We start from the raw sequence: 25,756 nt of genomic DNA on the forward strand, positions 1-25,756 counted from the left end.
CAACCGGGCACACACGGTTTCGGCCGCGTGGACGGGCCCCGCGCGGCTCAGCCCGGCTCAGGCGAGCACTCCCTGCGGTCCGGGCGCGCGGGCCCGTCCGGCTCAGGCCGGCGCGTCCCCGCCGGCCATCACCTCGAAGGCGGTGGGCTCGTCGATGGCGCGGGAGAGCAGCGGCACGGCGTTGACCTTGACGTCGAAGTCGGACAGGGCCCGGCGGTAGAAGCCGGCGCCCTCCCACTCGGTGACCACGGTCCACAGGCGGGGGTCGTCGGCGGCGCGGCCCACCCGGTGGCCCCGGAACCCGGGGCGGCGGGAGAGCACCTCGACCGCGGCCGCGGCGTCGGTCTGGAAGGCCTCGGTGTCGGCCTCGGGCACGGAGTAACGGGTGATGACGATCACGGAACCATTGTGGCCCAAGCCCGGGATCTCCGAACGGTTGCCCGCAGGACCGCGCCCCGCCCGGAGGCGCGGTCGCGCCCGCGACGGCGCCTCCGGGCCGGTCAGCCCCGGCCGAAGACCCGGTCCACCACCCGTTGGGCGGCGCGTCCGTCGTCGAGCGGGCAGAACCGCTCGACGAAGGCCCGGTAGGAGTCCCGGCTGCGCGCGGCCACCTCGTCGATCTCCAGCAGCGCGGAGACGACCTGGTCGGACTCGGTCAGCAGCGGCCCCGGCGCGGTCTCCTCGAAGTCGAAGTAGAACCCGCGCAGGTTGTCGCGGTAGCTCTCCAGGTCGTAGGTGAAGAAGAGCATCGGGCGGCCGGTGTTGGCGAAGTCGAACATCATCGAGGAGTAGTCGGTGACGAGCACGTCGGTGACCAGGAACAGCTCCATGATCTCCGGGTACAGGGACACGTCGTACACGAAGCCCTCCCCCACGATCGGCACGCTGTCGACCACGCGCGGGTGGCGGCGCACCAGCAGCACGTGGTCCCCGCCGAGCTTGTCGTACATGCGGCGCAGGTCCAGGTGCAGGTCGAGCTTGTGCCTGCCGCGCGAGTAGTACTTGTCGTCGCGCCAGGTGGGGGCGTAGAGCACGACCTTCTTCCCCTCGGGCAGGCCCAGCCGCGCACGGGCTCGCTCGGCGACGGCCTCCCGGTCGGGAGCGAAGAAGATGTCGTTGCGCGGGTAGCCGGTCTCCAGGATCTCGCCCTCGAAGCGGAAGGCGCTGCGCAGGATCGGGGTGGCCCACGGGCTGGGCGAGACCAGGTAGTCCCACTGCCGGGTCTCCCAGGCGAGCTTGTCGAAGTAGTCGCGCGACTTGCCGCGGATGTTCGCCACGTCGAAGCCGATCCGCTTGAGCATCGACCCGTGCCAGGTCTGCACGACCACCTGGTCGGGGCGGCGGTGGAACCACGCGGGCTGCCGGGAGTTGGTCACCAGGTAGCGGGTGCGGGCCAGGGCCTCGTAGTACTCGCGGCCCCGGTGGCGCACGGGGACGAGGTCCCCGGGCAGGCGCACCTGGCCGTCGGCGACCAGCCACGACATCGGGTAGTCGGCCCAGCCCGGGCGCCCGCGCAGTTCGGCGTGGATGCCGCGCGGGCTGTCGGAGTACTGGCGTCCGGTGTAGGCGTCGAAGAGGACGCCCTCGGCGACCGGCTCGCGGCGCTGGGCGGGGTAGAAGCCCTCCCGCAGCTCGCGCTGGGCGAAGGCGCCGCGCTCGGCGGGGCGCAGGTCGCTGCCCACCTGGAGCACGGGGATGCCTCGCCCCTGGTAGGAGAGGGTGTAGGCGCGCTCCCGGGTCTGCATCTGCGCGGGCAGCGCGCCGATGAGCTCCTCGGTGAACTCCACCCCCACGTCCGTGGTGCCGACCGCGTCGGCGGGCCCTCCCCCGGCCACGGGGTCGGTGACGCGCCCCCACAGCTGGTAGGAGCCCGCGGGCAGGGACAGCTCACCCGACAGGGTGGGGACGTCGGCCGGGGACAGGCGGGCCGTGAAGCGGCGACCGGAGCGCTCGGTGACCAGTGCGTGCTCCTCGTCGCGCCCGCGCGCCCGGGCCACCAGGGCCAGTCCGGCGTCGGCGAGGAAGTCCCCCTCCAACACCAGGTCGCGCCCCCTCCAGTCGGCCCGGTCGACCCGGGGCCGGGCGTGTCCGGCGCGCAGCCGCAGGTGGCCGGTGGTGCCGCGCCGCACGGCCAGCTCCCGGTGCGTGCCGTCGGAGGCGTAGCCGGCGGTGGGCACCCCGTCCGGCAGGACCAGCGGCACGGCCCGCGCGTCCGGGGTGACCAGGTCGGCCTCCCACTCCTCCTGGCGGATCACCCCGCCGCACTCGGTGACGGCGCGCTCGAACAGCTCCTCGGCCCGGATCCGGGCGGTGAAGCGGCCGTCGCGGACGCGGACCGGAAGGGTGAGCACGGCGGTGCCGGGGCGGCGGGTCAGGCGCAGGGCGGTGGCCTCGGCGGCGGGCGGGGCGACCAGTTCGCCCTCCAGCTCCAGCTCGCCGCTCCCGGTGTCGAAGCGGTGCCCGGTGACGCGCGCCCGGACCGGTTCGACGCCGACCACCAGCTGGCGGTCCCGGTTCCAGTGCGGGCGCACCCACGTGTCCCCGTCCACCCGGTGGTAGCCGGGGCGCTCGGTCGGCCCCGGGACGGGGTTCGAAACGGTTCTGCGCCGGGTGATGCCCCGGTTGAGGACGACCAGCTCCAGTTTCCAGTCCCCCGGTTCCCACCGGCCCCCGGAGCGCAGCCTGCGCGGGTCGACCACGACGGTGAACCCGCCGTGGTCGTGGCGGGCGGCGTCGGGGACGTCGGGCAGCCGGTACTCGGCGGCGAGCCGCAGGCGCACGGGGACGCGGACCCGGCGTCCGGTGGAGGCGTGGACGGCGAAGGCGACCACGTGCTGCTGCCAGCGTTTGCGGGCGCGCAGGTGGCGGATGCCGATCCGGCCGCTGACGTGCAGGCGGCCGTTCTCCCAGCGGATGTCCTCGGTCTTCTGGCGGACCCGGAGCTCCTCGTCGAGCCGGTAGACCTCCCGGGGCACCGCCCGCTCCGGGTCCTCGGACTCGAAGAAGGGGTAGCGGACGTAGTAGCCCAGGCCCCGGCGCACGACGTCGGCCTTCTTGATCTCGACGCTCTTGGCGAAGGTGGCCACCTCCAGCACGTCGGACAGGCGCCGCGCGCGCACCAGGTGGTACAGGAGGCGGTCCAGCACGCCCAGGCCGCGCAGGAGCCGGGCGGGCACGCGGTCCAGGTGGGCGTCGAACAGGTCGAGGGCGGCCGCGCGGGCCTCCTCGTCGGCGTCGTCCAGGTGCAGCAGCAGCCGGTGGAGCTCGCCCTGGAGCAGGGTGCGGTCCCACAGTTCGCGGTCGGCGGTGGACAGGCTGGCGGCGAGGGCGCCCATGGCGGTGAGTCGGCGGGTGAGCGCGTCCCGGTCCAGGGACGGCCGGGCGGCCTCGCGTGCGCGCCTGAGCAGCACGGGGCCGGGCAGGACGTCGACGGCCTCGGCGGACAGCACGGCCCGGCGCAGGGCGAGGTCGTCGTCGCGGGGGTCCAGGGACCGGTCGGGCAGTGACTCCCAGAAGTCCCGGCGCCAGAGCCGGTTGCCGAGGACGCCGTCCGCGAGCAGCGCGGGTACGTTCCGGGGGTCCTCGGCCACGCGGTGCCGGGCGCAGTAGCGGCGGTGCGCCCGGGAGGGGGAGGCTCCCAGTTCGTTGAAGGTGTACACGTTGCCGACCACCAGGTCGGAGCGGGTGTCGGCGGCGCTGCGCAGCAGGTAGGCCAGGGCGTAGCAGGTCAGGGCGTCGGAGCCGTCGAGGAAGAGCAGGTGGGTGCCGCGGGCCGCGGCGGCGGCGCGGGCGCGCGCGGCGGGCCGGTCGGGCGCGGGCTCCTGGGGCAGGGGGCGGACGGTGAGCCCGGGGGGCGGGGCGGCGGCGAAGGCGGCGGCGGTGGCCAGGGCGTCCTCGCGGACGGGTTCGGCGGTCTCGTCCGCCTCCCCCGCGCCGGGGCCGTCCTCCTCCGGGGTGTGGTTCTCCCCAGCGGGACGGTCCTCCGCGTCCGCGCCGCCGTCGGCGGGGGCGCGGTGGTCACCGTCGCGGACCGGGGCGAGGAGGACCTCGACGGGGCCGGGGGTGCGATCCGGGTCGCCGTCGCGCTGGCGGGCCAGGGAGTCGAGGCAGTGCTGCAGGTGGGGCTCGGTGACGTCGAACGTCACGATGACAGTGGCGGCGGGCACGGAAGCTGACATCCTCCGAAGATTCATTGCGTGGAGCGACTGTTGCATGACTCTGGGTACTTGCCTCGGGTGCCAGGCGCCCCGGAGTGCGGGTGATTGTTCAACTACTCTGCGTAGACCATACTCCGGCGGCCACGCGTGTCGCGGAAGTGGCGGGGCACCCGGCGGGAAAGGAGTTGGACCCCCCGGTGGGGAGGGAATGTACCACCCCGGGGGGCAGGGATCCCGGCGGATTCCTGCACTAGGGTTCAAGGGCGAGACAGCACGGCCCCGGCGGCACAGGACCAGAAGCGGATACGGACACCATGGCCCCTCCCGAGCACGGTGACGAGAAGCGGCGAGAACAGGGGCGTCCCCTCCCCGGGGGGGACCTCCCGCGGACACCGGGCGCGGGGAGACTGCGCCGGACGGTGGAGGAGCGCAGCGCGGTGCCGCTGGTGTGGCTGCACCAGCGCCCCCGCTGGTTGGCCCCCCTGCTCCTGGGCGTCCTGTTCGTGGCGGGGCTGATGGCGCCCGGCCCGGTCGGGGCGCTGTGCCTGCTGCTGGTGGCGCTGTTCCTGGCGTGGCTGGCCTTCCTGACCTGGCCCTCCCTCACCGCGCAGCAGCGGACACCGCGCGTGCTGGTGGTGGCGGTCCTCGTGGTGCTGACGGTGGCGCGCGTCCTGGGCTACTGAACGCCCCCGCACCCCGCCGGCCCGGCGCCGTCGACCCCTTCGGCCCCGGGAGCCGGCACCGCGCCGATCCCGGATCCGCCGATCGGCCCATTTTTGACAACCATTTTCGTTTTCGCGATAATGGGGCAGTGTCTGACCAGTTCACGGACGTCCCCGGCGACGTACCTCCCGCCTTCCAGGTCGTCGACGCACGCGTCGCCTACGACGGGGTCCCCGTGCTCGACGGTGTCGACCTCACCATCCCCACGGGGCAGACCGTGGCCGTCCTGGGCCCCAACGGTTCGGGCAAGTCGACCCTCATGCGCGCGATGCTCGGCGTCGCGCCCCTGACCTCCGGCGAGATCCGCGTGCACGGCGCACCGCTGCGCCGGTTCCGCTCCTGGCACCGGATCGGCTACGTTCCCCAGCGGCTCACCGCCGGGGGCGCCGTGCCCGCCACCGTCCGCGAGATCGTCGCCTCGGGCCGGGTCGCCGCGCGCCGCCGCCTGTCCCTGCCCACCCGCGCCGACCGGGCCGCCGTCGACGAGGCCCTGGAGACCGTGGGCCTGGCCGACCGCGCCCGCCACTCGGTGCGCGAACTCTCCGGCGGACAGCAGCAGCGGGTGCTCATCGCCCGCGCCCTGGCCGGACGGCCCGACACCTTCGTCATGGACGAGCCCATGGCCGGTGTGGACGCCGAGAACCAGCGGGCACTGGCGCACACCATCGCCCGGCTGCGCGAGCGCGGCAGCACCGTGCTCCTGGTCCTGCACGAACTGGGCCCGCTGGAGGACGTGATCGAGCGCTCCGTGGTGCTGGACGCGGGCCACGTGGTGCACGACGGCGCCGCGCCCGAGCCCACCGGCGAGTGCGCGCGCCCCGGGCACGAGCACCAGCACCCGCACCCCGACCCCAACGCACCCGACTCCGCGGACACCACCACGGCCGCGGAGATGATCCGACTCGAGGTACCCGGCCGTGACTGAGCTGCTCAACTACGAGTTCATGCGCCGCGCGCTGATCGCGGCCGTGCTCGTCGGCCTGGTCACCCCGGTCATCGGCACCTACCTGGTCCAGCGGCGCCTGGCCCTGCTGGGCGACGGGATCGGCCACGTCGCCCTGACCGGGGTGGCGCTGGGCCTGCTCACCAGCACCTCCCCCGTCCTCACCGCGGCCGTGGTGGCCACACTGGGCGCCGTCCTCATCGAACTCGTGCGGGTGCGCACCCGCACGAGCGGGGACGTGGCGCTGGCCCTGCTCTTCTACGGCGGCATCGCGGGCGGGGTGCTGCTCATCGGGCTCACCCCCGGGGCGAGCAACGCCACGCTGGTCTCCTACCTGTTCGGCTCGGTGAGCACGGTGGAGGAGGCCGACCTGTGGGTGGTGGGCGTGCTCGCCGCCGGGGTGGCGGCCGTGGTGGCGGTGTTCGGCCGCGAACTGTTCGTGCTGTGCCAGGACGAGGAGGTGGCCCGGGCGCACGGGCTGCCGGTGCGCTTCCTGAGCGTGCTGCTGGCGGTGACCGCCGCGCTGACCGTGGTGATCGCGATGCGGGTGGTGGGGGTGCTTATGGTGAGCGCCCTGATGATCGTCCCGGTCGCCGCCGCCCAGCAGCTCACCCGCAGCTTCCGGGTGACGATGCTGCTGGCCGTCCTCATCGGGCTGCTGTCCTCGGTCGGCGGCCTGACCACGTCCTTCTACGCCGACCTGTCCCCGGGCGCGACGATCGTCGTGCTCGCCCTGGCCGTCTTCTGCGTGGCGGTCGCGGTCGGCGGCCTGCTGCGCCGCGCCTCCGCGGGCAGGTCCCCGGCAGCGCCCGTGACGGGCGTTGCCGGTACGATGCCCCAGACTGATCGGGGGAGGGTGACACCATGAGTACACGACGCGAGGCGGTACGCCAGGCTCTGACCGGGTCCTCCGGCTTCCGCAGCGCCCAGGACCTGTACGCGGACCTGCGTGCCGAGGGTTCCAAGATCGGGCTCACCACCGTCTACCGGGCGCTGCAGGCGCTGAGCGACTCCGGCGAGGTGGACGTGCTGCGCACCGACGACGGCGAGGCCGTCTACCGGGCGTGCGACACCGAGAGCCACCACCACCACATCGTGTGCCGGGTGTGCGCGACCGCCGTGGAGATCGAGGGCCCGACCGTGGAGAAGTGGGCCGCGGAGATGGGCGCCCAGCACGGCTTCCGGGACGTCACGCACACCGTCGAGGTCTTCGGTACCTGCGCCAACTGCTCCCGTTGACCGCCGCCCCGGCGCCTCCCGCCCCCGCCCACCTGGCGTGACCTCGTACTTGTGGCGAGTTCCGACGCCCGATCGCGCTGTGGTTACGGGATCGGCGGGGGCGGGAGGCGTCAGTCGCGGCGCAGGTCCAGCGGTTCCAGGCTGGGGCGCTTGGCGCTCACGTTGTCACCCGAGGAGCGCCCGGTCAGGCGGCGGCCGATCCACGGCACCAGGAACTCGCGCGCCCAGTGCAGGTCCTGCTGGCGTGCGGCGTGCCAGGGGCGCGCCTCCGCGGGCGGCCAGGGCTCGTTCCAGCCGCCCTCCGCCGGCACCCCGAGCACCTCGCACACGCGCAGGGCCATCCGGCGGTGCCCCTCCGCGGACAGGTGCAGCCGGTCCCAGCTCCAGGCGCGGGGGTCGTCCAGGACCCGCATGCTCCACACGTCCACCACGTCGCAGCCGTAGCGGTCCGCGATGGCGCGCAGGTGCATGTTGTACGTGGCGATCTTGCCGCGCAGGTGGCGCATGACCGGCTGCCAGTTGGTGTCGAAGCCGGTGAAGACGACGATGCGCGCACCGGTGCGGCTGAGCTCCTCCACGGCCCCGGCGAAGGCGACGGCCACCGCGTCCGGGTCGCTGCCCGGGCGCAGGATGTCGTTGCCGCCCGCGCACAGGGTGATCAGGTCCGGGGACAGCTCCACCGCCCGGGGCACCTGGTCGGCCACGATCTGGCCGATGAGCTTGCCGCGCACCGCCAGGTTGGCGTAGCGCACCTCGCCGACGTGTTCGGCGAGGTGCTCGGCCAGCCGGTCCGCCCAGCCCCGGTAGCGCCCGTTGGGCACGCTGCCGCTGTCCGGGTAGGGGTCGCTCATTCCCTCGGTGAAGCTGTCGCCGAGGGCGACGTAGGACACGATGTCCGTGGAGTTCATCCCAAAGCCGCTCATGGTGCCCGATGATCCAACCCAGCGCCGTGGTTACGCGACAGTAGGTTGATGCCCGGCGGCGTTTTGGGTGCTACGTCACACGCCGGCCTTGGTGATCCGGGTCAGCTCGGGGCGCTTGGCCGTGACCGTGTCCCCCGAGGAGCGCCCGGTCAGGCGGCGGCCGATCCACGGGCCGAGCGACTCACGCACCCACACCAGGTCCTCGCGGCGCGCCCGCGCCCAGGTGACCCGCTCGCGCTCGGGCCAGGGCTCGTCCCAGCGCTCGGTCACCGGCACGCCCAGCACCTCGGCCACGCGCAGCGCCAGGCGCCGGTGGCCCTCCGGGGACATGTGCAGCCGGTCGGCGTCCCAGGCCCGGGGGTCGGTGAGCACCGTCATCGGCCACTGGTCCACGAGGAGGCAGCCGTGCCGGTCGGCGATGGCCCGCACGTGCATGTAGTAGCGGGCGAACAGGCCGATGGTGCCGCGCATGTAGCCCGTGGAGATGTTCACCCCCGTGAAGAGCACGACCTGGCTGCCGGCCTTCCGCAGGCGGCGGACGGTGGCGTCCAGCACCCTGGCCATCCGCTCCGGGTCGCCGCCCGGCCGCAGCAGGTCGTTGCCGCCCGCGCTCAGCGTGACCAGGTCCGGGGACATCGCCAGGGCGGGCGGGACCTGGTCGGTGACGATCTGGCGCATGAGCTTGCCGCGCACCGCCAGGTTGGCGTAGCGGATCTCGCCCAGGTGATCGGCCAGGTGCTCGGCCACCCGGTCCGCCCAGCCGCGGAAGCCGCCCTCGGGGCGGGGGTCGCCCACGCCCTCGGTGAAGCTGTCCCCCACTGACACCAGGGACATCCCCTGCCGCAGCTCCATCACTTCTCCTCCTTCACGGGGTTGGGCACGGCACCGCCGTAACGCCGGTCCCGGCTCGCGTAGACCTCGCACGCGCGCCACAGGTCGCGCCGGTCGAAGTCGGGCCAGAGCGTGTCCAGGAACACGAACTCGGCGTAGGCGGACTGCCACAGCAGGAAGTTGGACGTGCGCTGCTCGCCGGAGGAGCGCACGAACAGGTCCACCGGGGGCACCTCGGGGGCGTACAGGTGCTGGGCCAGGGTGTTCTCGGTGATCTTGTCCGGCGAGATCTGACCGGCCGCGGCCTTGCGCGCCAGCGCGCGGGCGGCGTCGACGATCTCGGCCTGCCCGCCGTAGTTCACGCAGAACTGCAGGGTCATCGCCGTGTTGTCCCTGGTCATCTCCTCGGCGTCCTGGAGCTCGCGGATGACGCTCTTCCACAGCCGTCCCGCGCGTCCGGCCCACCTGACGCGCACGCCCCGGGCGTGCAGCTCGTCGCGGCGCCTGCGGATGGTGTCGCGGTTGAAGCCCATGAGGAAGCGCACCTCGTCCGGCGAGCGCTTCCAGTTCTCGGTGGAGAAGGCGTAGGCGGACAGGTTGGGGATGCCCAGCTCCAGTGCGCCCTCGATCACGTCGAAGAGCGAGGACTCCCCGGCCTTGTGCCCCTCGGTGCGCGCCAGGCCGCGCTCCTTGGCCCAGCGGCCGTTGCCGTCCATGACCACGGCCACGTGCCGGGGCACCAGGTCGGCGGGAAGCTCGGGGGGCCGCGCGCCGCTGGGGTGCGGGACGGGCGCGGTGTACTCCCGCCGTTTACCGGTGTCGAAGCTGAACAGGCTCAAGAACGCTCCACGTGGCGCAGTGATCGGATTCCGTTCTCCAGGTGCCACTGCAGGTAGGCCGCGACCAACCCGCTGCACTCGGAGCGGTGCCTGCCCTCGCTGGCGTCCGCGCCGTCCCAGTCCCCTCCGAGCAGGGCCGACATGAGCCGGAGCGTGTCCGGGGACGGGTGTACGGAGCCGTGCGGGCGGCACACCGAGCAGACCATACCTCCGGCGTGGACCGCGAACGCGCGGTGTTCCCCGCGGCTGCCGCAGCGGGCGCACTCGGCCAGCGACGGGGCGTACCCCGCGACGGCGAGCGAGCGCAGCAGGTAGGCGTCCAGCACCAGCCGGGAGTCGTGGCTGCCCTCACCCAGGGTACGCAGGGCGCCGATGAGCAGGAGGAACTGGCGCAGCGCGGGGTCCTTCTCCACGGCCACGATCTTCTCGGCGGTCTCCAGCATCGCCGTGGCGGCCGTGTAGCGGGCGTAGTCGGACACCACGGCCTCGCCGTAGGAGCGCACCGTCTCGGCCTGCGTGATGACGTCCAGGGTGCGGCCGGTGTGCAGCTGCAGGTCGACGTGGGTGCACGGTTCCAGGCGGGCGCCGAACCGCGACTTGGTACGGCGCACCCCCTTGCCCACGGCGCGGACCAGGCCGGTGCGCCGGGTGAGGAGGGTGACGATGCGGTCGGCCTCACCCAGTTTCTGGTTGCGCAGGACGACACCCTCGTCGCGGTAGAGACTCACGCCCCCATTGTCGCGGATCCTGCGGACCGTTGGCCCCGCGAGTCCCACATTGACCAGCTTTATTACAGTTTGGTTTCCCTTTTCGAGGCATTTGCTCTACTCTCACGCGCTAGGCGCCCCCACAGCGCCACACCCCTCACACCGCGTCATCGCGGTGCCCCCGATCCAAGGAGAGCGACATGGCGCGTGGTCGCCGAGGCAGGCGCCGCTCGAGGCGGCGCGGGAGCAGGGCGCCCCTGGCGGCCGGCCTGACCGCGGTACCGGTCGGTCTGGCCGTGGCCGCCGCCCTGCTGGTCAGCGGGGCGGGCGAGGACCTCGACCCCTTCCGCACCACCGCGGACGGCCAGATCGGTGACGCGGTCACCGGGGAGTCGTCCGCGCCCAGCCCCACCGAGGACGACTTCTTCGCCCGGCCCTCCCCCTCACCCCAGACCCCGGCCGAGCGGCCCTCCTCCTACGCCGGAGAGCCCGAGAGCGCGGACGTGACGGCCTCCTCCCTGCCCGAGGACCCCGAGGAGCGGGAGACGGAGGACTCCGGGAACGGAGGCGGCTCCAGCGCGGGCGGCGGATCCGGCGACGGCAGCGGAGGCGGCGGCTCCGGGAACGGAGGCGGCTCGGGCGGCGCAAACTCCGGGGGCGTCGGGTCCTCCACCGGGGTGGCCGGCCGGGTCGTGACCCTGGTCAACTCCGAGCGCGCCGCGGCCGGGTGCGACCCGCTGCGGGTGGACGACCGGCTCACCGCCGCGTCCCAGGAGCACAGCGAGGACATGGACCGGCGCGACTACATGAGCCACCAGAGCCCCGAGGGAGAGGGCCCGGGGGACCGCGCCCGCCGCCACGGCTACGACGCCTGGGGCGCGGAGAACGTCGCCAAGGGGCAGACCAGCCCCGAGCAGGTGATGAACGCCTGGATGAACAGCGAGGGGCACCGCGCCAACATCCTCAACTGCGACCTGGTCGCCATCGGCGTGGGCGAGTCCGGCAACGCCTGGACCCAGATGTTCGGCTGGGAGTAATTCCGGCGCTCGGGCCGAACGCGTCGGGACCGACCGGTAGCCTTGGCCGTCGCCGCGGTCCCCCGCGTTCCGACGGAAGGTGTCCATGCGTGAGCTGAACGAGCTGGTCGATGTGGCGGAGCCCGCCTGGCCCGTGCTGTCCCGGCACCTGGCCCGGAGCGGGGTTGCGGTGCGCGTGCTGCCCGTGGACCCCGAACGGGGCCGGACCTGCCTGCACCGCCTCCAGGTCACCGCGCGTTCCTTCCTGGGCGCGATGGCGCTGGAGTGCGGCGGCCTGCTCGTGGACGGCGGCTGGCTCCGCGTGCACGGCGGCGGAGGAGCGCACCTGCCCGGCCTGGGCGAGGTCAACGACCTGAGCGCGGCGGTGGTCTACGGGCCGCCCCCGCGCCTGGTGACCGCCCACGACGTGCTGGGCGGGGTGTTCGCGCTCAACGGGCCCGGCGCCGAGGGCGCGGAGCACCCCGGCAGGCCCGGCGAGATGGTCTACTTCGCCCCCGACACCCTGGAGTGGGAGGACCTGGGCCTGACCTACTCCGCCTGGATGCTGTGGATGTTGGAGGGCAGCCTGGAGGAGTTCTACCGCGACCTGCGCTGGCCGGGCTGGCGCCGGGAGGCCGAGGCGTTGGAGCCGGCGCAGGGGCTGGCCCTGTACCCCTTCCCGTGGTCGGCCCGGACCCGGGAGGACCTCGCGGCGACCACCCGCGCTCCGGTGCCGCTGCGGGAGCTGACCGCTGTGCACCGGGAGGCGTGCGCGGGGCTCGGCCTGCCCGACCCCGGCCCCTTCGGTCTGCTGTGAAACGGTGACCCGCCGCCCCGGGGCGGCGGGTCACCGACGCGCGGCAGGGGTCAGGCGCGGCCGATCGCGCTGCACAGGGCCTTCAGCGAGGCGGTCGTGATGCTGCTGTGGATGCCCACGCCCCACACCACGCGGCCGTCGATCTCGGCCTCCACGTAGGCGGCGGCGCGGGCGTCGCCGTCACCGCCCATGGAGTGCTCCACGTAGTCCATGACCCGGACCTTGACGTCCACGTCGGTCAGGGCGTCGCAGAACGCGGAGATGGGGCCGTTGCCGGTACCGGTCAGCTCGCGGATCTCGCCCCGCACCCGCACGTCGGCCTCGATCCGGTACGTGCCCTCGCCGTCGGTCGTGGAGCGGTGCGCCAGCACCGCCACCGGGCCCGCCTCGGACAGGTAGGTCTGGGAGAAGATCTCCCAGATGCGCTCGGCGGCGAACTCGCCGCCCTCGGCGTCGGTGAACTTCTGGATGACCTGGGAGAACTCGATCTGCAGGCGGCGCGGCAGGTCCAGGGCGTGGTCGCGCTGCATGATGTAGGACACGCCACCCTTGCCCGACTGGCTGTTGACCCGGATGACCGCCTCGTAGTTGCGGCCCACGTCCTTGGGGTCGATGGGCAGGTAGGGCACGTCCCAGCCGTACTCGTCCACCGGGGTCCCGGCGGCCCCGGCCGCCTCCTCCCGCGCGGCGAACCCCTTCTTGATGGCGTCCTGGTGGGAGCCGGAGAAGGCGGTGTAGACCAGGTCGCCGCCGTAGGGGTGGCGCGGGGCGACCGGCAGCTGGGTGCAGTGCTCGACGGTGCGGCGGATCTCGTCGATGTCGGAGAAGTCGATCTTGGGGTCCACGCCCTGGCTGAACAGGTTCATGCCCAGGGTGACCAGGCAGACGTTGCCGGTGCGCTCGCCGTGGCCGAACAGGCAGCCCTCCACGCGGTCGGCCCCGGCCATGACGGCCAGTTCCGCCGAGGCCACGCCGGTGCCGCGGTCGTTGTGCGGGTGCACGGACAGCACCACGTGCTCGCGCCGGGACAGGTTGCGGCTCATCCACTCGATCTGGTCGGCGTAGACGTTGGGGGTGGCGCGCTCCACGGTGGCGGGCAGGTTGAGGATGATCTCCCGGCCCGGACCGGGCCGCCAGACGTCCATGACGGCCTCGCAGACCTCCAGGGCGAAGTCCAGCTCGGTGTCGACGAAGATCTCGGGCGAGTACTCGTAGCCGAAGTACTCGGTCTCGCCCAGGTACTGCTCGGCGAAGCGCATGACCTGCCGGGTGCCCTCGACGGCGATGTCCTTGCAGGCCTCGCGGTCCACCCGGAAGACGACCCGGCGGAAGGTGGGGGCGGTGGCGTTGTACAGGTGCACGGTGGCGCGCCTGGCGCCGACCAGGCTCTGCACGGTGCGCTCGATCAGGTCCGCGCGGGCCTGGGTCAGCACCGAGATCTGCACGTCGTCGGGGATCAGGTCCCCTTCGATCAGGGATCGGACGAAGTCGAAGTCGGTCTGGCTCGCGGAGGGGAAGCCGACCTCGATCTCCTTGTAGCCCATGCGGACCAGCAGCTGGAACATCTCGCGTTTGCGTACCGCGTCCATCGGCTCGATCAGCGCCTGGTTGCCGTCGCGCAGGTCGGTGGACAGCCAGCGCGGTGCCTCGGTGATGGTCTTCGAGGGCCAGGTGCGGTCGGGCAGGTCCACCGGCGCGAAGGGCGCGTAGCGCTGGAAGGGCATGGGGCTGGGCTGTTGCTGCGGCACCATCTCGGGTTACTCCTCGTGGTTCTGGCGCGTGGTCATGGTCGACCAGGACAAGCCAAAGTCCCGCGGCGAGGGAGCCGACCTTCTAACGACCCCCGCCGCGGCCGCTAAGGAGGAGCAGCTCGCGCAGCATAGTGGTGGCCACGCTAGCAGACCGCCGCGAAAACCTGGTACCTCACGCCCACATTGTGGGACGCGACCTCGCTGAGCTGGAAGTTCTCCGGAGCGTGAGGTCGGCCACCACCCGCCTCCCGCTTACGGGTACCTCGATTTCAAGAGACCCCGGACAGGTCTGTACCATTTTCAGTGAACCCTTCAGTGCTAGGGGGGTTGTTCAAGACCCCGTCGACGGGGCCCAGGGTGCGGCCAACGCCCGAGGCCGCCGCGGGACCCGCCTACAGCGCGTCCGCGGCCGGGCCGGTCCCGTCGGCGGGGTTTCTCGTTCCCGCCCGCCAGCCGATGGGCCCAGCCCGCTACCTCATCGACACGAGCGCTCTGTCCGGGTCTTCGGGCACCCGGGTTCCCCTGGGTGGGAGGACGCCCCGGTGAGCGGGGTTGTCGCCGTCTGCCCCCTCACCGAACTGGAGTTCCCGTACAGCGCCCGGTCCACCAGTCATCGCAACCGCATCGTGTCTCCGCTCAACAGGATGCCGCTCCCCGTCGAGACGGACGACGGAGACCACCGACGAGCGTGGGAGGTTCAGCGCATCCCCACCTCCCGTGGCGAGCACCGCGGCGCCGGTCCTGTGGACCTCGTGGTGGCCGCCTGTGCCGAACTTCGCGGACCCACACTGCTGCACCGCGACAGCGGCCTCGAAACCATCGCACGTGTGACCGAGCGGAGAACGCGTCGCGTCGATCCCCAGTCCGGAGTCTGCACCGGGAGAGGGCCCCTCCTCCTGCGCCCCCGTGGCCACATCCGGCCACGGGGGCGGCACGGGTGCGCGCGGGCAAAGCGGGCTTCACCTGGCGTGCGCGCTAAACAAGTCACTTCGCCACGCCAGTGACAGAAAGTTAGCCATATTGACAGTATGTGCGGCTTTCTCGTGCAATAACGCCACCTATCCGACGCCTCACCCCCGCTTACGGAGGCATCGTGTCCCTCACCCCCCTACGCAGAACCCTCGTCACACTCGTGCCCGCGACCGTGGGCGCGCTCGTGCTGAGCACGCTGACCGCCAGCACCGCCACCGCCGAACCGGCCTATGACCGCTACGAGGTCCACGGGGCCGACAACGCCCGGGACCGCACGGAGATCGCGTCCACCGGGGCCGCCATCGACCAGGTCGACGGCGGCTCGGTCCTGGTCACCGCCACGCCCGACGACGCGGAGGAGCTCGAACTCCTCGGCTACGGCGTCGAGGAGTTCGACCCGGTGACCACCCTCGCCAGCCCCGATGAGGGCTACACCACCTACGCCGAGCTGCTCGGCGTCGTCAACCAGGTGGTGGCCGACCACCCCGGCATCGCGTCGAGGTCGGTCATCGGGCGCTCCCACGAGGGCCGGGACCTGGTCGCGGTCAAGATCAGCGACAACGTGCGCGTGGACGAGGACGAGCCCGAGGTGCTGTTCGTCCACGCCCAGCACGCGCGCGAGCACCTCACCGTGGAGATGGCCGTCTACCTGATGCGCCAGCTCACCGACGGGTACGGCAGCGACGCCCGGATCACCCGGCTGGTCCAGGACCGCGAGATCTGGATCCTGCCCAACGTCAACCCCGACGGCAGCGAGTACGACATGGCGGGCTCCACCTGGCGCAACTGGCGCAAGAACCGCCAGCCCAACGCCGGTTCCTCCGCGGTGGGCACCGACCTCAACCGCAACTGGGACTACCGGTGGGGCTGCTGCGGCGGGTCCTCCGGCAGCCCCAGCAGCATCACCTACCGGGGCCCGGCCCCCGAGTCCGCCCCCGAGGTGCGGGTGATCGCCGACTTCGTGCGCGGCCGGGTGGTCGGCGGCGAGCAGCAGATCACCACGGCCATCGACTTCCACACCTACAGCGAGCTCGTCCTGTGGCCGTTCGGCTACACCTACAGCGACGTCGTGAACGGGATGGACCGGACCGAGTACCGCACCCACGCGGCGCTGGGCCGGCACATGGCCCAGGCCAACGGCTACACCCCCCAGCAGTCCAGCGACCTGTACATCACCGACGGGTCGATCAGCGACTGGCTGTGGGGCGACCAGCGGATCGTGAACTTCACGTACGAGATGTACCCCCGCAGCGCCGCCGGGGGCGGCTTCTACCCGCCCTCGTCGGTGATCGCGCGGGAGACCGCGCGCAACCGGGAGGCCGTGCTGCGCCTGCTGGACTACGCGGACTGCCCCTACCGGATCGTCGGCGCCCAGGCCGCCTACTGCGGCTGAGCCCGCCCCGGACCCGGGCGGCGGCCCGGGTCCGGGGCCCGGTCAGAACTCGCCCTCGCAGGCCCGGCGCACGGCGTCGGCGCCGAAGTCCTCCACGTAGGTCTCCTCGGGGGCCTCGCGGAGGTAGCCGCCCGTGTGGGCGCCGTAGAGCACCGCGGAGGAACTTCCGTCCCACTTGAACTGCAGCTGGCAGTCCTCGGTGGCCTCGTAGGTGGCCCACCAGTACCCGTCTGAGTCGGGGGCCGTGATCCGGAACTCCCCGCCGGGGAGCCCGCTGTCGGTGAGCAGTCGGTGGAACTCCTCCTCGGACCCGCCCTGGGGGGAGCAGGCGGCGGAGGTGAGCGCGGCGGCCGCAAGTGCGGCCGCGGAGAGCATACGCGCGTGGGGGGTCATGCTTGCCAACTTCCCGGAGTGCCGACGACGGGCCCGGTGTCCCGCTCCCTGACGGGCGGTCCCGCCGTCCACGTCCCTCCACGTTTCCCCAGGTGCGTTCCGGAGAAAACCCACGTCACGCCACACTACGGACACAACCCAGTAACGGGGGGTTCATCGGCTCCCGGGGGCGCCACGGGCCACGGGAGCCCCCGGGCGGACCGCCGACGGCGGTGGCCTTCCCGCCCGGGGCCGTTCGGAGGCGGGTCAGGCGCCGGGGGCCGGCTCGAACTCCTTCACCGCGTCGATCGCGGGGCCGTGCGGCGTGTTGGCCTCACGCTCGATCATGATCTCCACGAGCACCGGCCGCGAGGTGGCCTGGGCCTGCTTGCGGGCCCACTCCAGGGACTCGCGGATCTCCCCCGGCTCCCACACGCGCCGCCCGGAGCACCCGTAGGCCTCCATGAGCTTGACGTTGTCGGTGCCGTACTCGTCGTAGTGGATGTCCACCTGGTAGTTCATGTCGAACGGGATCGAGGCCTGGCGGATCAGGCCCAGGTACTCGTTGTTGAGCATGATGATGACGTAGGGAACGTCGTACTGGGCGGCGACCGCCAATTCCTCGACCATGTACTGGAACCCGTAGTCGCCGACGATGCCGACCACCTCGGCGTCCGGCTCGGTGTCCTTGAGGGCCTTCTTGACGCCGATCGCGGCGGGGATCTCCCAGCCGAGCGGGCCCGCCTGGCCGCAGATCTGGTAGTGGCGGGGCTTGTAGGCCTTCTGGTGCTGGCCGCCCCAGATCTGGTAGAGGCCGATCGCGGTGACGAAGTAGGTGTCGGGGCCGAAGACCTCGTTGATCTCCTTGTACACGCGCGGCGCCTTGACCGGGACCGTGTCGAAGTCCTCGCGGCGGGTCAGGGTGGCCTTGAGCTCGCCGATCCGGTCGATCCAGGGCCGCACGTCGGCCGTGGCGCCGCGACGGCGGGCCGCCGCCAGCAGTTCGCGCAGGAACAGCCGGGCGTCGGAGACCACGCCCAGGTCCGGTTCGAAGACCCGGCCGATCTGGGTGGCCTCGATGTCGACGTGGATGAACGTGCGCTCGCCCCGGTAGACGTCGATCTGGCCGGTGTGGCGGTCGGCGAACCGGGCGCCCACGGCCAGGACCAGGTCCGACTCCAGGAAGGAGGCGTTGCCGTAGCGCTGGGAGGTCTGCACGCCGGTCATACCGGAGTACAGGGGCGAGTCCTCGTCGAAGGAGCCCTTGCCCATGAGTGTGACCTGCACCGGCACCTGGAGGTACTCGGCCAGCTCGCGCAATTCCTCGGAGGCCTCGGCCAGGATCACGCCGCCGCCCGCCAGGATCAGCGGGCGCCGGGCCTCCAGCAGCAGGTCCAGGGCGCGCTCGACCCGGGGAAGGTGCGGCTCGACGGTGTTGACCTTGAGCGGGGCGTCGATGGTGGGGTCGTAGTCGATCATCTGCTGGGCGATGTCCACCGGGATGTCCACCAGCACCGGCCCGGGACGGCCCTCCCGGGCGATCCGGAACGCCTCGCGGAAGATCCAGGGGGCGGTGGCGGCCTCCTTGATCTGGACGGCCCACTTGGTGACGGGCTTGGCGATCTCGACGATGTCGACCGCCTGGAAGCCCTCCTTGTCCAGCAGGTCGGTGCGCTGCTGGCCGGTGATGCACACGATCGGGACGGAGTCCGCGATGGCCGTGTACAGGCCGGTGATCATGTTGGTCCCGGCGGGACCGGAGGTGCCGATGGCCACGCCGACCTTGCCGGTGGTGCGCGACCAGCCGTCGGCCATGTGCGTGGCGCCCTCCTCGTGGCGCACGGTCAGGTGCTCGATACCGCCGACCTGTTCCATCGCCTTGTAGAGGGGCAGGATGGCCGCTCCGGGACATCCGAAGGCGGTGTCGACGCCCTCGTCCTTGAGGACCTCCACGACCGCGTTCATCGCGGGCATCTGTGGCATGGGAAGGGAACCCTTCAGTGCTAGGGGTGCTGGTCTGGGGCGGCCCCGCCTCGTCTGTCCCGGGTGCGGCCAACACCGGGGACGCGGGCGCGGGTGCCGCGGGGGGAGGCGGCTACCGGCCGGAGAGCTGCTCGACGATCTTCAGCAGGGCGGAGTGGTCGAGTGAGCCGTGGCCCTGGTTCTTGAGCGCCGCGACGTACTGCGCCACCTGCGCGCCGAGCGGGATGGCGACCCCGGCGGCGTGCGCGGAGTCGGTGACGATGCGCATGTCCTTGTCGTGCAGGGCGATGCGGAAGCCGGGCGCGAAGTCGCGCTCGCGCATGGCCCTCCCCTTGCGCTGGAGGACGGTGCTGCCCGCGAGCCCGCCGCCCAGGACCTCCAGGGCGGACTCGGTGTCCACGCCGTGGGCCTCCAGGAACACCAGGGCCTCGGCCAGGAGCTGGATGTTGCCCGCGACGATGAGCTGGTTGGCGGCCTTGACCGTCTGGCCCGCGCCGTGCGGGCCGACCAGGACGGGGGTGGTGCCCAGGACGTCGAAGATCGGGCGGGCCGTCTCGAAGTCCTCCCGCTCGCCGCCGACCATGATGGAGAGCTTGGCCTCGATGGCCCCGGCCTCGCCGCCGCTGACGGGGGCGTCCAGGACGCGCAGGCCGCGCGCGGTTCCGGCCTCGGCCACCTCGCGGGAGACGTCGGGGCGGATGCTGCTCATGTCGATGACCAGGGTGCCGGGCTTGGCGTTGTCGTAGACGCCGCCCTCGCCGAGCAGGAGCTCCCGCACGTCCGGGGAGTCCGGGACCATGGTGATGACGACGTCGGCGTCGGCGACGGCGCCGGCGACGCCGCCCCCGCGCAGGCCGCCCTCGGCGACCAGGGCGTCGACGCGGTCGGGGGTGAGGTTGTGGCCGGTGACGGTGTACCCGGCGCGGACGAGGTTGACGGCCATGGGCAGGCCCATGATGCCGAGGCCGATGAAGGCGATCTTCTTGACGGACACGTGGGTCCCCTTCGTGGCTGGTGCGGCTCGGTGGCCGGTGTGGATGGTGTGCGCGGGCCGGCTCGGGCGCCCGTGCGGCTGGCTCCGCGGCGCGGAGGGCTCACTCCGCGAACGGTTCAGGCGAGCCAGCCGAAGCTCTTCTCGCTGGCGACGGTGGGCTTGTACTCCAGTCCGACGAACCCCTCGTAGCCCGCCTCCTGGGCGGCGCCGAGCAGGGTGTCGATGGGCAGGCGTCCGCTGCCGGGCTCCCCGCGGCCGGGGGTGTCGGCGATCTGGACGTGCCCGAACTCGGCGGCGTGGTCGCGGATCACGGCGGCCACGTCGTCGCCGTTGACCACGAGGTGGTACAGGTCCGCGAGCAGGGCGACGTTGTCGGCCCCGGCCTCGCGGGCCAGGGCGACGAACGCGAGACCGTCCGCGGCCGTCTTGAGCGGGTAGCTCTCGGCGCCGCTGATGGGCTCGACGAGGACGGTGCCGCCCACCCGGGCCACCGCGCGCGCGGCGGCGAGGGTGTTCTCCAGGGCGGTCCGGTCCTGTTCGTCGAAGTCGACCCCGGGCTGGCGCAGTCCGTAGAGGGCGTTGAACCCGGTGGTGCCGGTGCGCTCGGCGATGCGCACCACGGCGTCGATGTTGGCCCGGAACTCGTCGCGGCGCGCGGGGTGCGAGAGCACGCCCCGGTCGGGGCCGGGCAGCTCGCCCGCGAAGAAGTTGAGGCCGGTGAGGCGGACTCCGGCCCGGTCCAGGGCCTTGACGAAACCGTCCACCTCGTCCTGGGGCGGGATCGGACTCGCGAAGGGCCACCAGAACTCGACGGCCTCGAAGCCCGCCTCACGCGCGGCCCGTGGGCGCTCGTGCAGCGGGAGCTCGGTGAACAGCAGCGAGCAGTTCACCGTGTATCCGAGGGTGTGGCTCATACCTTGCCTCCAGCTTCTACTTCCACATTGCGGAAAGTAGATTTCGCTTTAAGGAATGATTGAAGTGTGCGGCGCACCGCCCCGCTTGTCAACCACCCCGCGCGAATCCCGCCCCCACCCGCCCTCTTGGTACGGAGATACGGAACCCCCTGGTGGCGCACCACGAAATCCGTGACTTCGCGACGATTGCGCCGGGGGTGTTGACAGGGTCACACTGCTATCAACTAGAGTCCGTGCAGTCCGTAATACGGAATTAGATATCTGCACTACGAAAGCTCAACGGGAGTTCACCGGCACCGGCCCAGGGGCCGATGACCCGGGGACCCCGCGAGCCACGGGAGAGCACATGCCCGAGACCACCCCGCGGGAGCGGACGGCCGGAACCGACCCGGGCCTGGACCGCCTGAACGCCCTGCCGGAGGAGGAGCTGCGCACCCGACTCGCGCAGTGCCTGAACGTCGACCGCTGGGTCGCGGCCCTGGCCGCCGAGGCCCCCTTCGCCGACCGGGCCGCGCTCCTGGAGTCGGCCGACCGGCACGCGCGCTCGATCACCGCCGAGGAGACCGCCACCGCCCTGGCCCGCCACCCGCGCATCGGGGAGAGGGCCGACGGCGCGGACACCGAGTCCGCGTGGTCGCGCGGGGAGCAGTCCGCCTTCGCCGCCGGCACCGACGACGCCTCCGCCCGCGTGCAGCGGATCTTCGCCCACGCCCAGCGCGAGTACGAGGACCGGTTCGGCCAGATCTACCTGGTCTGCGCCAGCGGGCGCTCCAGCCGCGAACTCCTGTCCGACCTGGTCGAGCGCCTGGCCAACGACCGCGCCACCGAACTGGCCGTGGTCGGCGACGAACTGCGCAAGATCGCCGGGCTGCGCCTGGTCAAACTCCTGGAGGACGCATGAGCCACGTGACCACCCACGTCCTGGACGCCGCCCTGGGCCGCCCCGCCCGCGACGTCCCCGTACGCCTGGAGGCCGCGGCCGACACCGCCCGCACCGCGTGGAAACCCGTCGCGGAGGGGCGCACCAACGACGACGGGCGCGTGCCCGACCTGGGCCCGGAGCGGCTCGCCGCCGGGTACTACCGGGTCGTCTTCGACACCGGCGCCTACTTCGAGGCCACCGGCCAGCGCGGGTTCTACCCCGAGGTCGCCATCGTCTTCGACCTGGCCGACGAGGACGCGCACTACCACGTCCCGCTGCTGCTGAGCCCGTTCGCCTACTCGACCTACCGCGGCTCCTAGCGGCCCGCCGCAACCCGCGGATCCCCGGCGCGCCCCCGAGGGCGCGCCCCTGCCGGAGAACAGAGAGGAGTGGTCGGCACGCGTCTTACCCGGTGCAGGATGTGACACCTGATTCTTCGAGTGCGCGACAGGTCCTTCCGCATGACCACAGCGGTCCTCCCTCGTAGCACGGCGCCCGGCGCCAACGATGACGACTTCACGCATCCACACGGATGGAGTTCACCCTGATGGGCATCCGACTCGGAGAGAACCAGTACGGCAAGGCGGAGGTCCGCCTCGTCCACGTCAACCGCGACACCGACGTCCACCGGATCAAGGACGTCAACGTCACCTCCCAGCTGCGCGGGGACCTGGAATCGGTCCACACCGTCGGTGACAACAGCACGTGCCTGCCGACCGACACCCAGAAGAACACCGTCTACGCCAAGGCCCGCGAGTGGGGCGGCGTCGGCGCGATCGAGGACTTCGCCCTGCGGCTGGCCCGCCACTTCGTGGACGAGCACAGCTACGTGCACGGGGCCCGCCAGGAGGTGCACGAGTACTCCTGGGAGCGCATCACCACCTCCGAGGGGCCGCACGACCACGCGTTCACCCGCAGCGGCGGCGAGACCCGCACCACGGTGGTCAACAAGGACGGCGCCCGCGAGTGGGTGGTCTCCGGCTTCGAGGGCCTGACCGTGCTCAAGTCCACCGGCTCGGAGTTCCACGGCTACCCCAAGACCAAGTACACGACGCTGCCCGAGACCACCGACCGGATCCTGGCCACCGACGTCACCGCCCGCTGGCGCTACGCCGGCGTGGAGCACGACTTCGACAAGGCCTACTCCTCCGTCCGCGCCCTGTGCCTGGAGGCCTTCGCCCGGACGCACAGCCTGGCCCTGCAGCAGACCCTCTACGAGATGGGCCGGGCCGTCCTGGAGGCGCACCCGGAGATCGCCGAGATCCGCTTCTCCATGCCGAACAACCACCACTTCCTCGTGGACCTGTCCCCGTTCGGCCTGGACAACCCCAACGAGGTGTTCTTCGCGGCGGACCGCCCCTACGGCAAGATCGAGGCCACCGTCGAACGCGACGACGCCCCCGACGCCGGGGACGCCTGGAAGGCCGTACCGGGCTTCGTGTGACCCCCGGTCCCCGGGGCCCGCCTCGCTGGCCGGGCCCCGGCCTCCCCCACCCGCCGGAGCGACCCTCCGGCTCTCCGACCCGCCCTTCGCGGCGGGCTCCCCCGGACTCCGGCGCGCCCCGCGGGCCGCCGCCGTGCCGGTGCGACACCACCGGGCCCCGTGCCCGTGAACCCGGCCCCTCCCGGGCGCCGACAAGCGCAAAGGCTGGAAACTGGCCATGTCGAACAGTCCGTCCGCCAAGGACTCGGCCACAACGAACGCCTCGCCCACCCCCTCCCGCCCCGAGGACGAGAGGCTGCCCGCGCGGCTCCTGCTCGTCTACGGGTTGCAGCACATCCTCACCATGTACGCCGGCGCCGTGGCCCCGGCCCTGGTCATCGGCGCCGCCGCCGGACTCGCCAGCGACCCCGCCGCCATGGGCATCCTCGTCAGCGGCGCGCTCCTGGTGGCGGGTCTGGCCACCCTCCTGCAGACCGTGGGCCACCGGCGCCTGGGCGCGCAGATGCCCATCGTGGTGGCCTGCTCCTTCGTCCCCGTCAGCGCCATCACCTCGCTCGCCGCGGGCCAGGACGGGGAGAACCTGCCCGTCGCCTTCGGCGCCTCCCTGGCCGCCGGGCTCTTCGCCCTGGCGCTGACGCCGTTCTTCGGGCAGCTCATCCGCTTCTTCCCGCCGATCGTCACGGGCACCATCATCACCGTCATCGGCGTGAGCCTGATGCCGGTGGCCGCCCGGTGGATCATGGACGGCGCCACCCGCACGCTGGAGGACGGCTCCTCCGTCCCGGCCGCTCCCCCGGGCAACCTCGCCCTGGCGGGGCTGACCCTGGCGGTCATCGTGGTCGGCTCCCGGGTCTTCCCCGGCATCTGGGGACGGCTGTCCATCCTGCTGGGCCTGGTCGTGGGCACGCTGGTCGCGCTGCCCCTGGGCATGGCCGACTTCAGCCGGGTGGGCGAGGCCGACCTCGTGTTCAACCCGGCCTCGGTGTTCTACTTCGGCCCGCCCCGGTTCGAGGCCGCAGCGATCATCACCATGTGCGTGATCATGCTCGTGGTGCTGACCGAGGGCGCCTCGCACATCATCGCGGTCGGCGAGATCACCGGTTCCAGGGTGGACGCCAGACGCATCTCCGCGGGCCTGCGCGCCGACGTGAGCGGTTCGCTGATCGGTCCGATCCTCAGCGCCACCCCCACCAGCTCCTTCGCGCAGAACATCGGGCTGCTGGCCCTGACCAAGGTGCGCAGCCGCTACGTGGTGGCCACCGGCGCGGGCATCCTCGTCGCCCTCGGGCTGTTCCCGGTGCTGGGCGGGGTCATGGCCGCGATCCCCACCCCCGTCCTGGGCGGGGCCGGGCTGGTCCTGTTCGGCAGCGTGGCCGCCAGCGGGATCAAGACCCTGGCCAAGGTGGACTTCACCAACAACCTCAACCTGGTGCTGGTGGCCGCCTCCGTCGGCGTGGCGGTGATCCCGCTGGCCTACCCCGACTTCTACGCCTACCTGCCGGAGTCGGTGGAGATGATCGCGCACTCGGGCATCATCGGGGCGGCGGTCGTGGCGATCGTGCTCAACGTGTGCTTCAACGTCCTCGGACGCGGCCGGGACGCCTCGGCGCCCGCCGCGATCGACACCGAGGAGATCGGCAGCGCCGGCCCCGGTGAGGCCAAGTACACCGACCAGGCGGGGGCGGCCTACCGCGAGGGCGGCTCCGAGCCCCTGGACGAGCCGCGGCGGTGACCCGCGCGGGCCGGCGTTCCGCCCCGGGTGCGGGGCGTCGGCCCAACCCTCTGCTCCCGAACTGATCAGCCCGCGGATACGGAACTCGGACTTCCGTTCAGCAGGAGTGAATGGTATCCCTGGCAGGGTGACCGACTGGGATCTGCGCAAACTCCGCGTCCTCCGCGCCCTGGAGGAGTTCGGCACCGTCCGGGCCACGGCCGAGGCGCTGAGCATGACCCCCTCAGCCGTCTCCCAGCAGCTGTCCTCCCTCTCCCGGCAGGTGGGCGTGACGCTGCTGGAGGCGCACGGACGGCGGGTGCGCCTGACCGACGCCGCGCACGCGCTGCTGTGCCACACCGACCTCGTGCTCGCCCAGCTGGAACGGGCCGAGGCCGAGCTGTCCGGCTTCGCCCGCGGCGAGGCCGGACACGTGCGCGTCGGCGCGTTCGCCACCGCCATCCCCAGCCTGGTGGTGCCCGCCCTGCGGCGGCTGCGGCGCACCCGACCGGAGCTGACCACGCGGGTGCACCAGGCCGAGGCCGCGGAGGTCTACGACCTGCTCTCCGCCGGGGAGATCGACCTGGGCCTGTCCCTGGCCGCCCAGGCCCCCCGCGAGCGCGACGGCCGGATCGGCGGCCAGGACCGCTACGACCGGCGCGAACTGCTCACCGACCCGCTCGACGTGGCCCTGCCCGCCCACCACCGCCTCGCCGCCTCCCGCGCCCCGCGCCTGCGCGACCTGGCCGGGGAGCCCTGGATCTACGGCGCTTCGGGGCCCTGGCGCGACATCACCCTCGCCGCCTGCGCCCAGGCCGGGTTCGTACCCGAGCAGGCGCACGTGGCCTCCGACTGGCGGGCCATCCTGGACATGGTCGCGGCGGGCATGGGCGTGGCCCTGATCCCCCGGCTGGCCGCCGTGGGCGACACCCCGGGCATCAGCCTGCGGGTCCCGCACCCCGACCAGCCGCGCCGCCACGTGGTGACGGCCGTGCGCTCGGGTTCGGAGGGGCGCCCGCAGATCGCCGCGGTGCTGCGCGCCCTGGCGGACACGGCCGCCGGGATCGCCGCACCCGACAAGACCGTTCAGCTTTCCTGAACAGAA

Annotated in this window: 23 protein-coding genes; 12 read left to right on the plus strand and 11 right to left on the minus strand. The window is 72.5% G+C overall.

What is annotated here, in order from left to right; all coding sequences use genetic code 11:
- Positions 1-102: 102 nt before the first annotated feature.
- Both FYW95_RS01485 and FYW95_RS01490 read right to left on the minus strand, forming a co-directional pair.
- Positions 103-399: an antibiotic biosynthesis monooxygenase family protein gene (locus FYW95_RS01485; RefSeq protein WP_159939961.1), complete on the minus strand. Its 297-nt coding sequence runs from the start codon at positions 397-399 to the stop codon at positions 103-105.
- A gap of 101 nt (positions 400-500) precedes the next feature.
- Positions 501-4,166 (minus strand): CDP-glycerol glycerophosphotransferase family protein, encoded by a 3,666-nt coding sequence (locus FYW95_RS01490; protein ID WP_159939959.1) that lies wholly within the window; start codon positions 4,164-4,166, stop codon positions 501-503.
- Between the two features lie 305 nt (positions 4,167-4,471).
- Here FYW95_RS01490 and FYW95_RS01495 point away from each other — a divergent pair, with 305 nt between their 5' ends.
- From FYW95_RS01495 to FYW95_RS01510, 4 genes are all read left to right on the plus strand, one after another.
- Positions 4,472-4,840: a DUF6703 family protein gene (locus tag FYW95_RS01495; RefSeq protein ID WP_159939957.1), complete on the plus strand. Its 369-nt coding sequence runs from the start codon at positions 4,472-4,474 to the stop codon at positions 4,838-4,840.
- A gap of 128 nt (positions 4,841-4,968) precedes the next feature.
- Entirely contained in the window at positions 4,969-5,805 is an 837-nt protein-coding gene (locus FYW95_RS01500) for a metal ABC transporter ATP-binding protein (RefSeq protein WP_159939955.1), read from the plus strand.
- Positions 5,798-6,691, plus strand: a complete 894-nt coding sequence (locus FYW95_RS01505) for a metal ABC transporter permease (protein ID WP_159939953.1) — start codon at positions 5,798-5,800, stop codon at positions 6,689-6,691. The genes FYW95_RS01500 and FYW95_RS01505 overlap by 8 nt, the downstream gene beginning before the upstream one ends.
- Positions 6,688-7,062: a Fur family transcriptional regulator gene (locus FYW95_RS01510; RefSeq protein ID WP_159939951.1), complete on the plus strand. Its 375-nt coding sequence runs from the start codon at positions 6,688-6,690 to the stop codon at positions 7,060-7,062. Before FYW95_RS01505 ends, FYW95_RS01510 begins: the two co-directional genes overlap by 4 nt.
- Positions 7,063-7,172: 110 nt before the next feature.
- On the opposite strand, the gene FYW95_RS01515 is transcribed toward FYW95_RS01510, so the two are convergent.
- The 4 genes from FYW95_RS01515 to recO form a co-directional block, all read right to left on the minus strand.
- On the minus strand, positions 7,173-7,985 hold the full coding sequence (locus FYW95_RS01515) for an SGNH/GDSL hydrolase family protein (RefSeq protein ID WP_236567579.1): 813 nt from the start codon (positions 7,983-7,985) through the stop codon (positions 7,173-7,175).
- 75 nt (positions 7,986-8,060) lie between these two features.
- Positions 8,061-8,837: an SGNH/GDSL hydrolase family protein gene (locus tag FYW95_RS01520; protein WP_236567578.1), complete on the minus strand. Its 777-nt coding sequence runs from the start codon at positions 8,835-8,837 to the stop codon at positions 8,061-8,063.
- Positions 8,837-9,655, minus strand: a complete 819-nt coding sequence (locus FYW95_RS01525) for an isoprenyl transferase (RefSeq protein WP_159939949.1) — start codon at positions 9,653-9,655, stop codon at positions 8,837-8,839. Before FYW95_RS01525 ends, FYW95_RS01520 begins: the two co-directional genes overlap by 1 nt.
- Positions 9,652-10,383, minus strand: coding sequence for a DNA repair protein RecO (recO, locus tag FYW95_RS01530; protein ID WP_160049891.1), 732 nt, complete (start codon positions 10,381-10,383; stop codon positions 9,652-9,654). The genes FYW95_RS01525 and recO overlap by 4 nt, the downstream gene beginning before the upstream one ends.
- A 179-nt stretch (positions 10,384-10,562) precedes the next feature.
- On the opposite strand from recO, the gene FYW95_RS01535 reads away from it, so the two are divergent.
- Positions 10,563-11,399 (plus strand): CAP domain-containing protein, encoded by an 837-nt coding sequence (locus FYW95_RS01535; RefSeq protein WP_159939945.1) that lies wholly within the window; start codon positions 10,563-10,565, stop codon positions 11,397-11,399.
- Positions 11,400-11,484: 85 nt separating this feature from the next.
- On the plus strand, positions 11,485-12,195 hold the full coding sequence (locus tag FYW95_RS01540; RefSeq protein ID WP_159939943.1) for a DUF2625 domain-containing protein: 711 nt from the start codon (positions 11,485-11,487) through the stop codon (positions 12,193-12,195).
- Between the two features lie 50 nt (positions 12,196-12,245).
- On the opposite strand, the gene leuA is transcribed toward FYW95_RS01540, so the two are convergent.
- Positions 12,246-13,946, minus strand: a complete 1,701-nt coding sequence (leuA, locus tag FYW95_RS01545) for a 2-isopropylmalate synthase (protein WP_160049892.1) — start codon at positions 13,944-13,946, stop codon at positions 12,246-12,248.
- A gap of 1,090 nt (positions 13,947-15,036) precedes the next feature.
- Between leuA and FYW95_RS01550 the strand changes: the two genes are divergently transcribed.
- On the plus strand, positions 15,037-16,311 hold the full coding sequence (locus tag FYW95_RS01550; RefSeq protein ID WP_159940070.1) for a M14 family metallopeptidase: 1,275 nt from the start codon (positions 15,037-15,039) through the stop codon (positions 16,309-16,311).
- Between the two features lie 42 nt (positions 16,312-16,353).
- On the opposite strand, the gene FYW95_RS01555 is transcribed toward FYW95_RS01550, so the two are convergent.
- From FYW95_RS01555 to FYW95_RS01570, 4 genes are all read right to left on the minus strand, one after another.
- Positions 16,354-16,704 (minus strand): hypothetical protein, encoded by a 351-nt coding sequence (locus FYW95_RS01555; RefSeq protein ID WP_159939939.1) that lies wholly within the window; start codon positions 16,702-16,704, stop codon positions 16,354-16,356.
- Between the two features lie 246 nt (positions 16,705-16,950).
- Positions 16,951-18,666, minus strand: coding sequence for a glyoxylate carboligase (gene gcl, locus FYW95_RS01560; RefSeq protein ID WP_159939937.1), 1,716 nt, complete (start codon positions 18,664-18,666; stop codon positions 16,951-16,953).
- Positions 18,667-18,778: 112 nt separating this feature from the next.
- Positions 18,779-19,660: a 2-hydroxy-3-oxopropionate reductase gene (locus tag FYW95_RS01565; protein WP_159939935.1), complete on the minus strand. Its 882-nt coding sequence runs from the start codon at positions 19,658-19,660 to the stop codon at positions 18,779-18,781.
- Between the two features lie 116 nt (positions 19,661-19,776).
- Positions 19,777-20,574: a hydroxypyruvate isomerase family protein gene (locus tag FYW95_RS01570; protein ID WP_159939933.1), complete on the minus strand. Its 798-nt coding sequence runs from the start codon at positions 20,572-20,574 to the stop codon at positions 19,777-19,779.
- A 346-nt stretch (positions 20,575-20,920) separates the two neighbouring features.
- Between FYW95_RS01570 and uraD the strand changes: the two genes are divergently transcribed.
- The 5 genes from uraD (at position 20,921) to FYW95_RS01595 (ending at position 25,750) form a co-directional block, all read left to right on the plus strand.
- Positions 20,921-21,475 (plus strand): 2-oxo-4-hydroxy-4-carboxy-5-ureidoimidazoline decarboxylase, encoded by a 555-nt coding sequence (gene uraD / locus FYW95_RS01575; RefSeq protein WP_159939931.1) that lies wholly within the window; start codon positions 20,921-20,923, stop codon positions 21,473-21,475.
- Positions 21,472-21,816, plus strand: coding sequence for a hydroxyisourate hydrolase (uraH, locus tag FYW95_RS01580; RefSeq protein ID WP_159939928.1), 345 nt, complete (start codon positions 21,472-21,474; stop codon positions 21,814-21,816). Before uraD ends, uraH begins: the two co-directional genes overlap by 4 nt.
- 227 nt (positions 21,817-22,043) lie before the next feature.
- Positions 22,044-22,940, plus strand: coding sequence for a factor-independent urate hydroxylase (pucL, locus tag FYW95_RS01585; RefSeq protein ID WP_159939926.1), 897 nt, complete (start codon positions 22,044-22,046; stop codon positions 22,938-22,940).
- A 217-nt stretch (positions 22,941-23,157) separates the two neighbouring features.
- Positions 23,158-24,672, plus strand: coding sequence for a nucleobase:cation symporter-2 family protein (locus FYW95_RS01590; RefSeq protein WP_159939924.1), 1,515 nt, complete (start codon positions 23,158-23,160; stop codon positions 24,670-24,672).
- Between the two features lie 127 nt (positions 24,673-24,799).
- The gene (locus FYW95_RS01595) at positions 24,800-25,750 is read left to right on the plus strand and encodes a LysR family transcriptional regulator (protein WP_160049893.1); all 951 of its coding nucleotides are present in this window, start codon (positions 24,800-24,802) and stop codon (positions 25,748-25,750) included.
- The last annotated feature ends 6 nt before the right edge of the window (positions 25,751-25,756 follow it).

It is taken from the genome of Nocardiopsis sp. FR4 (genome assembly GCF_009830945.1).
Taxonomy (GTDB): domain Bacteria; phylum Actinomycetota; class Actinomycetes; order Streptosporangiales; family Streptosporangiaceae; genus Nocardiopsis.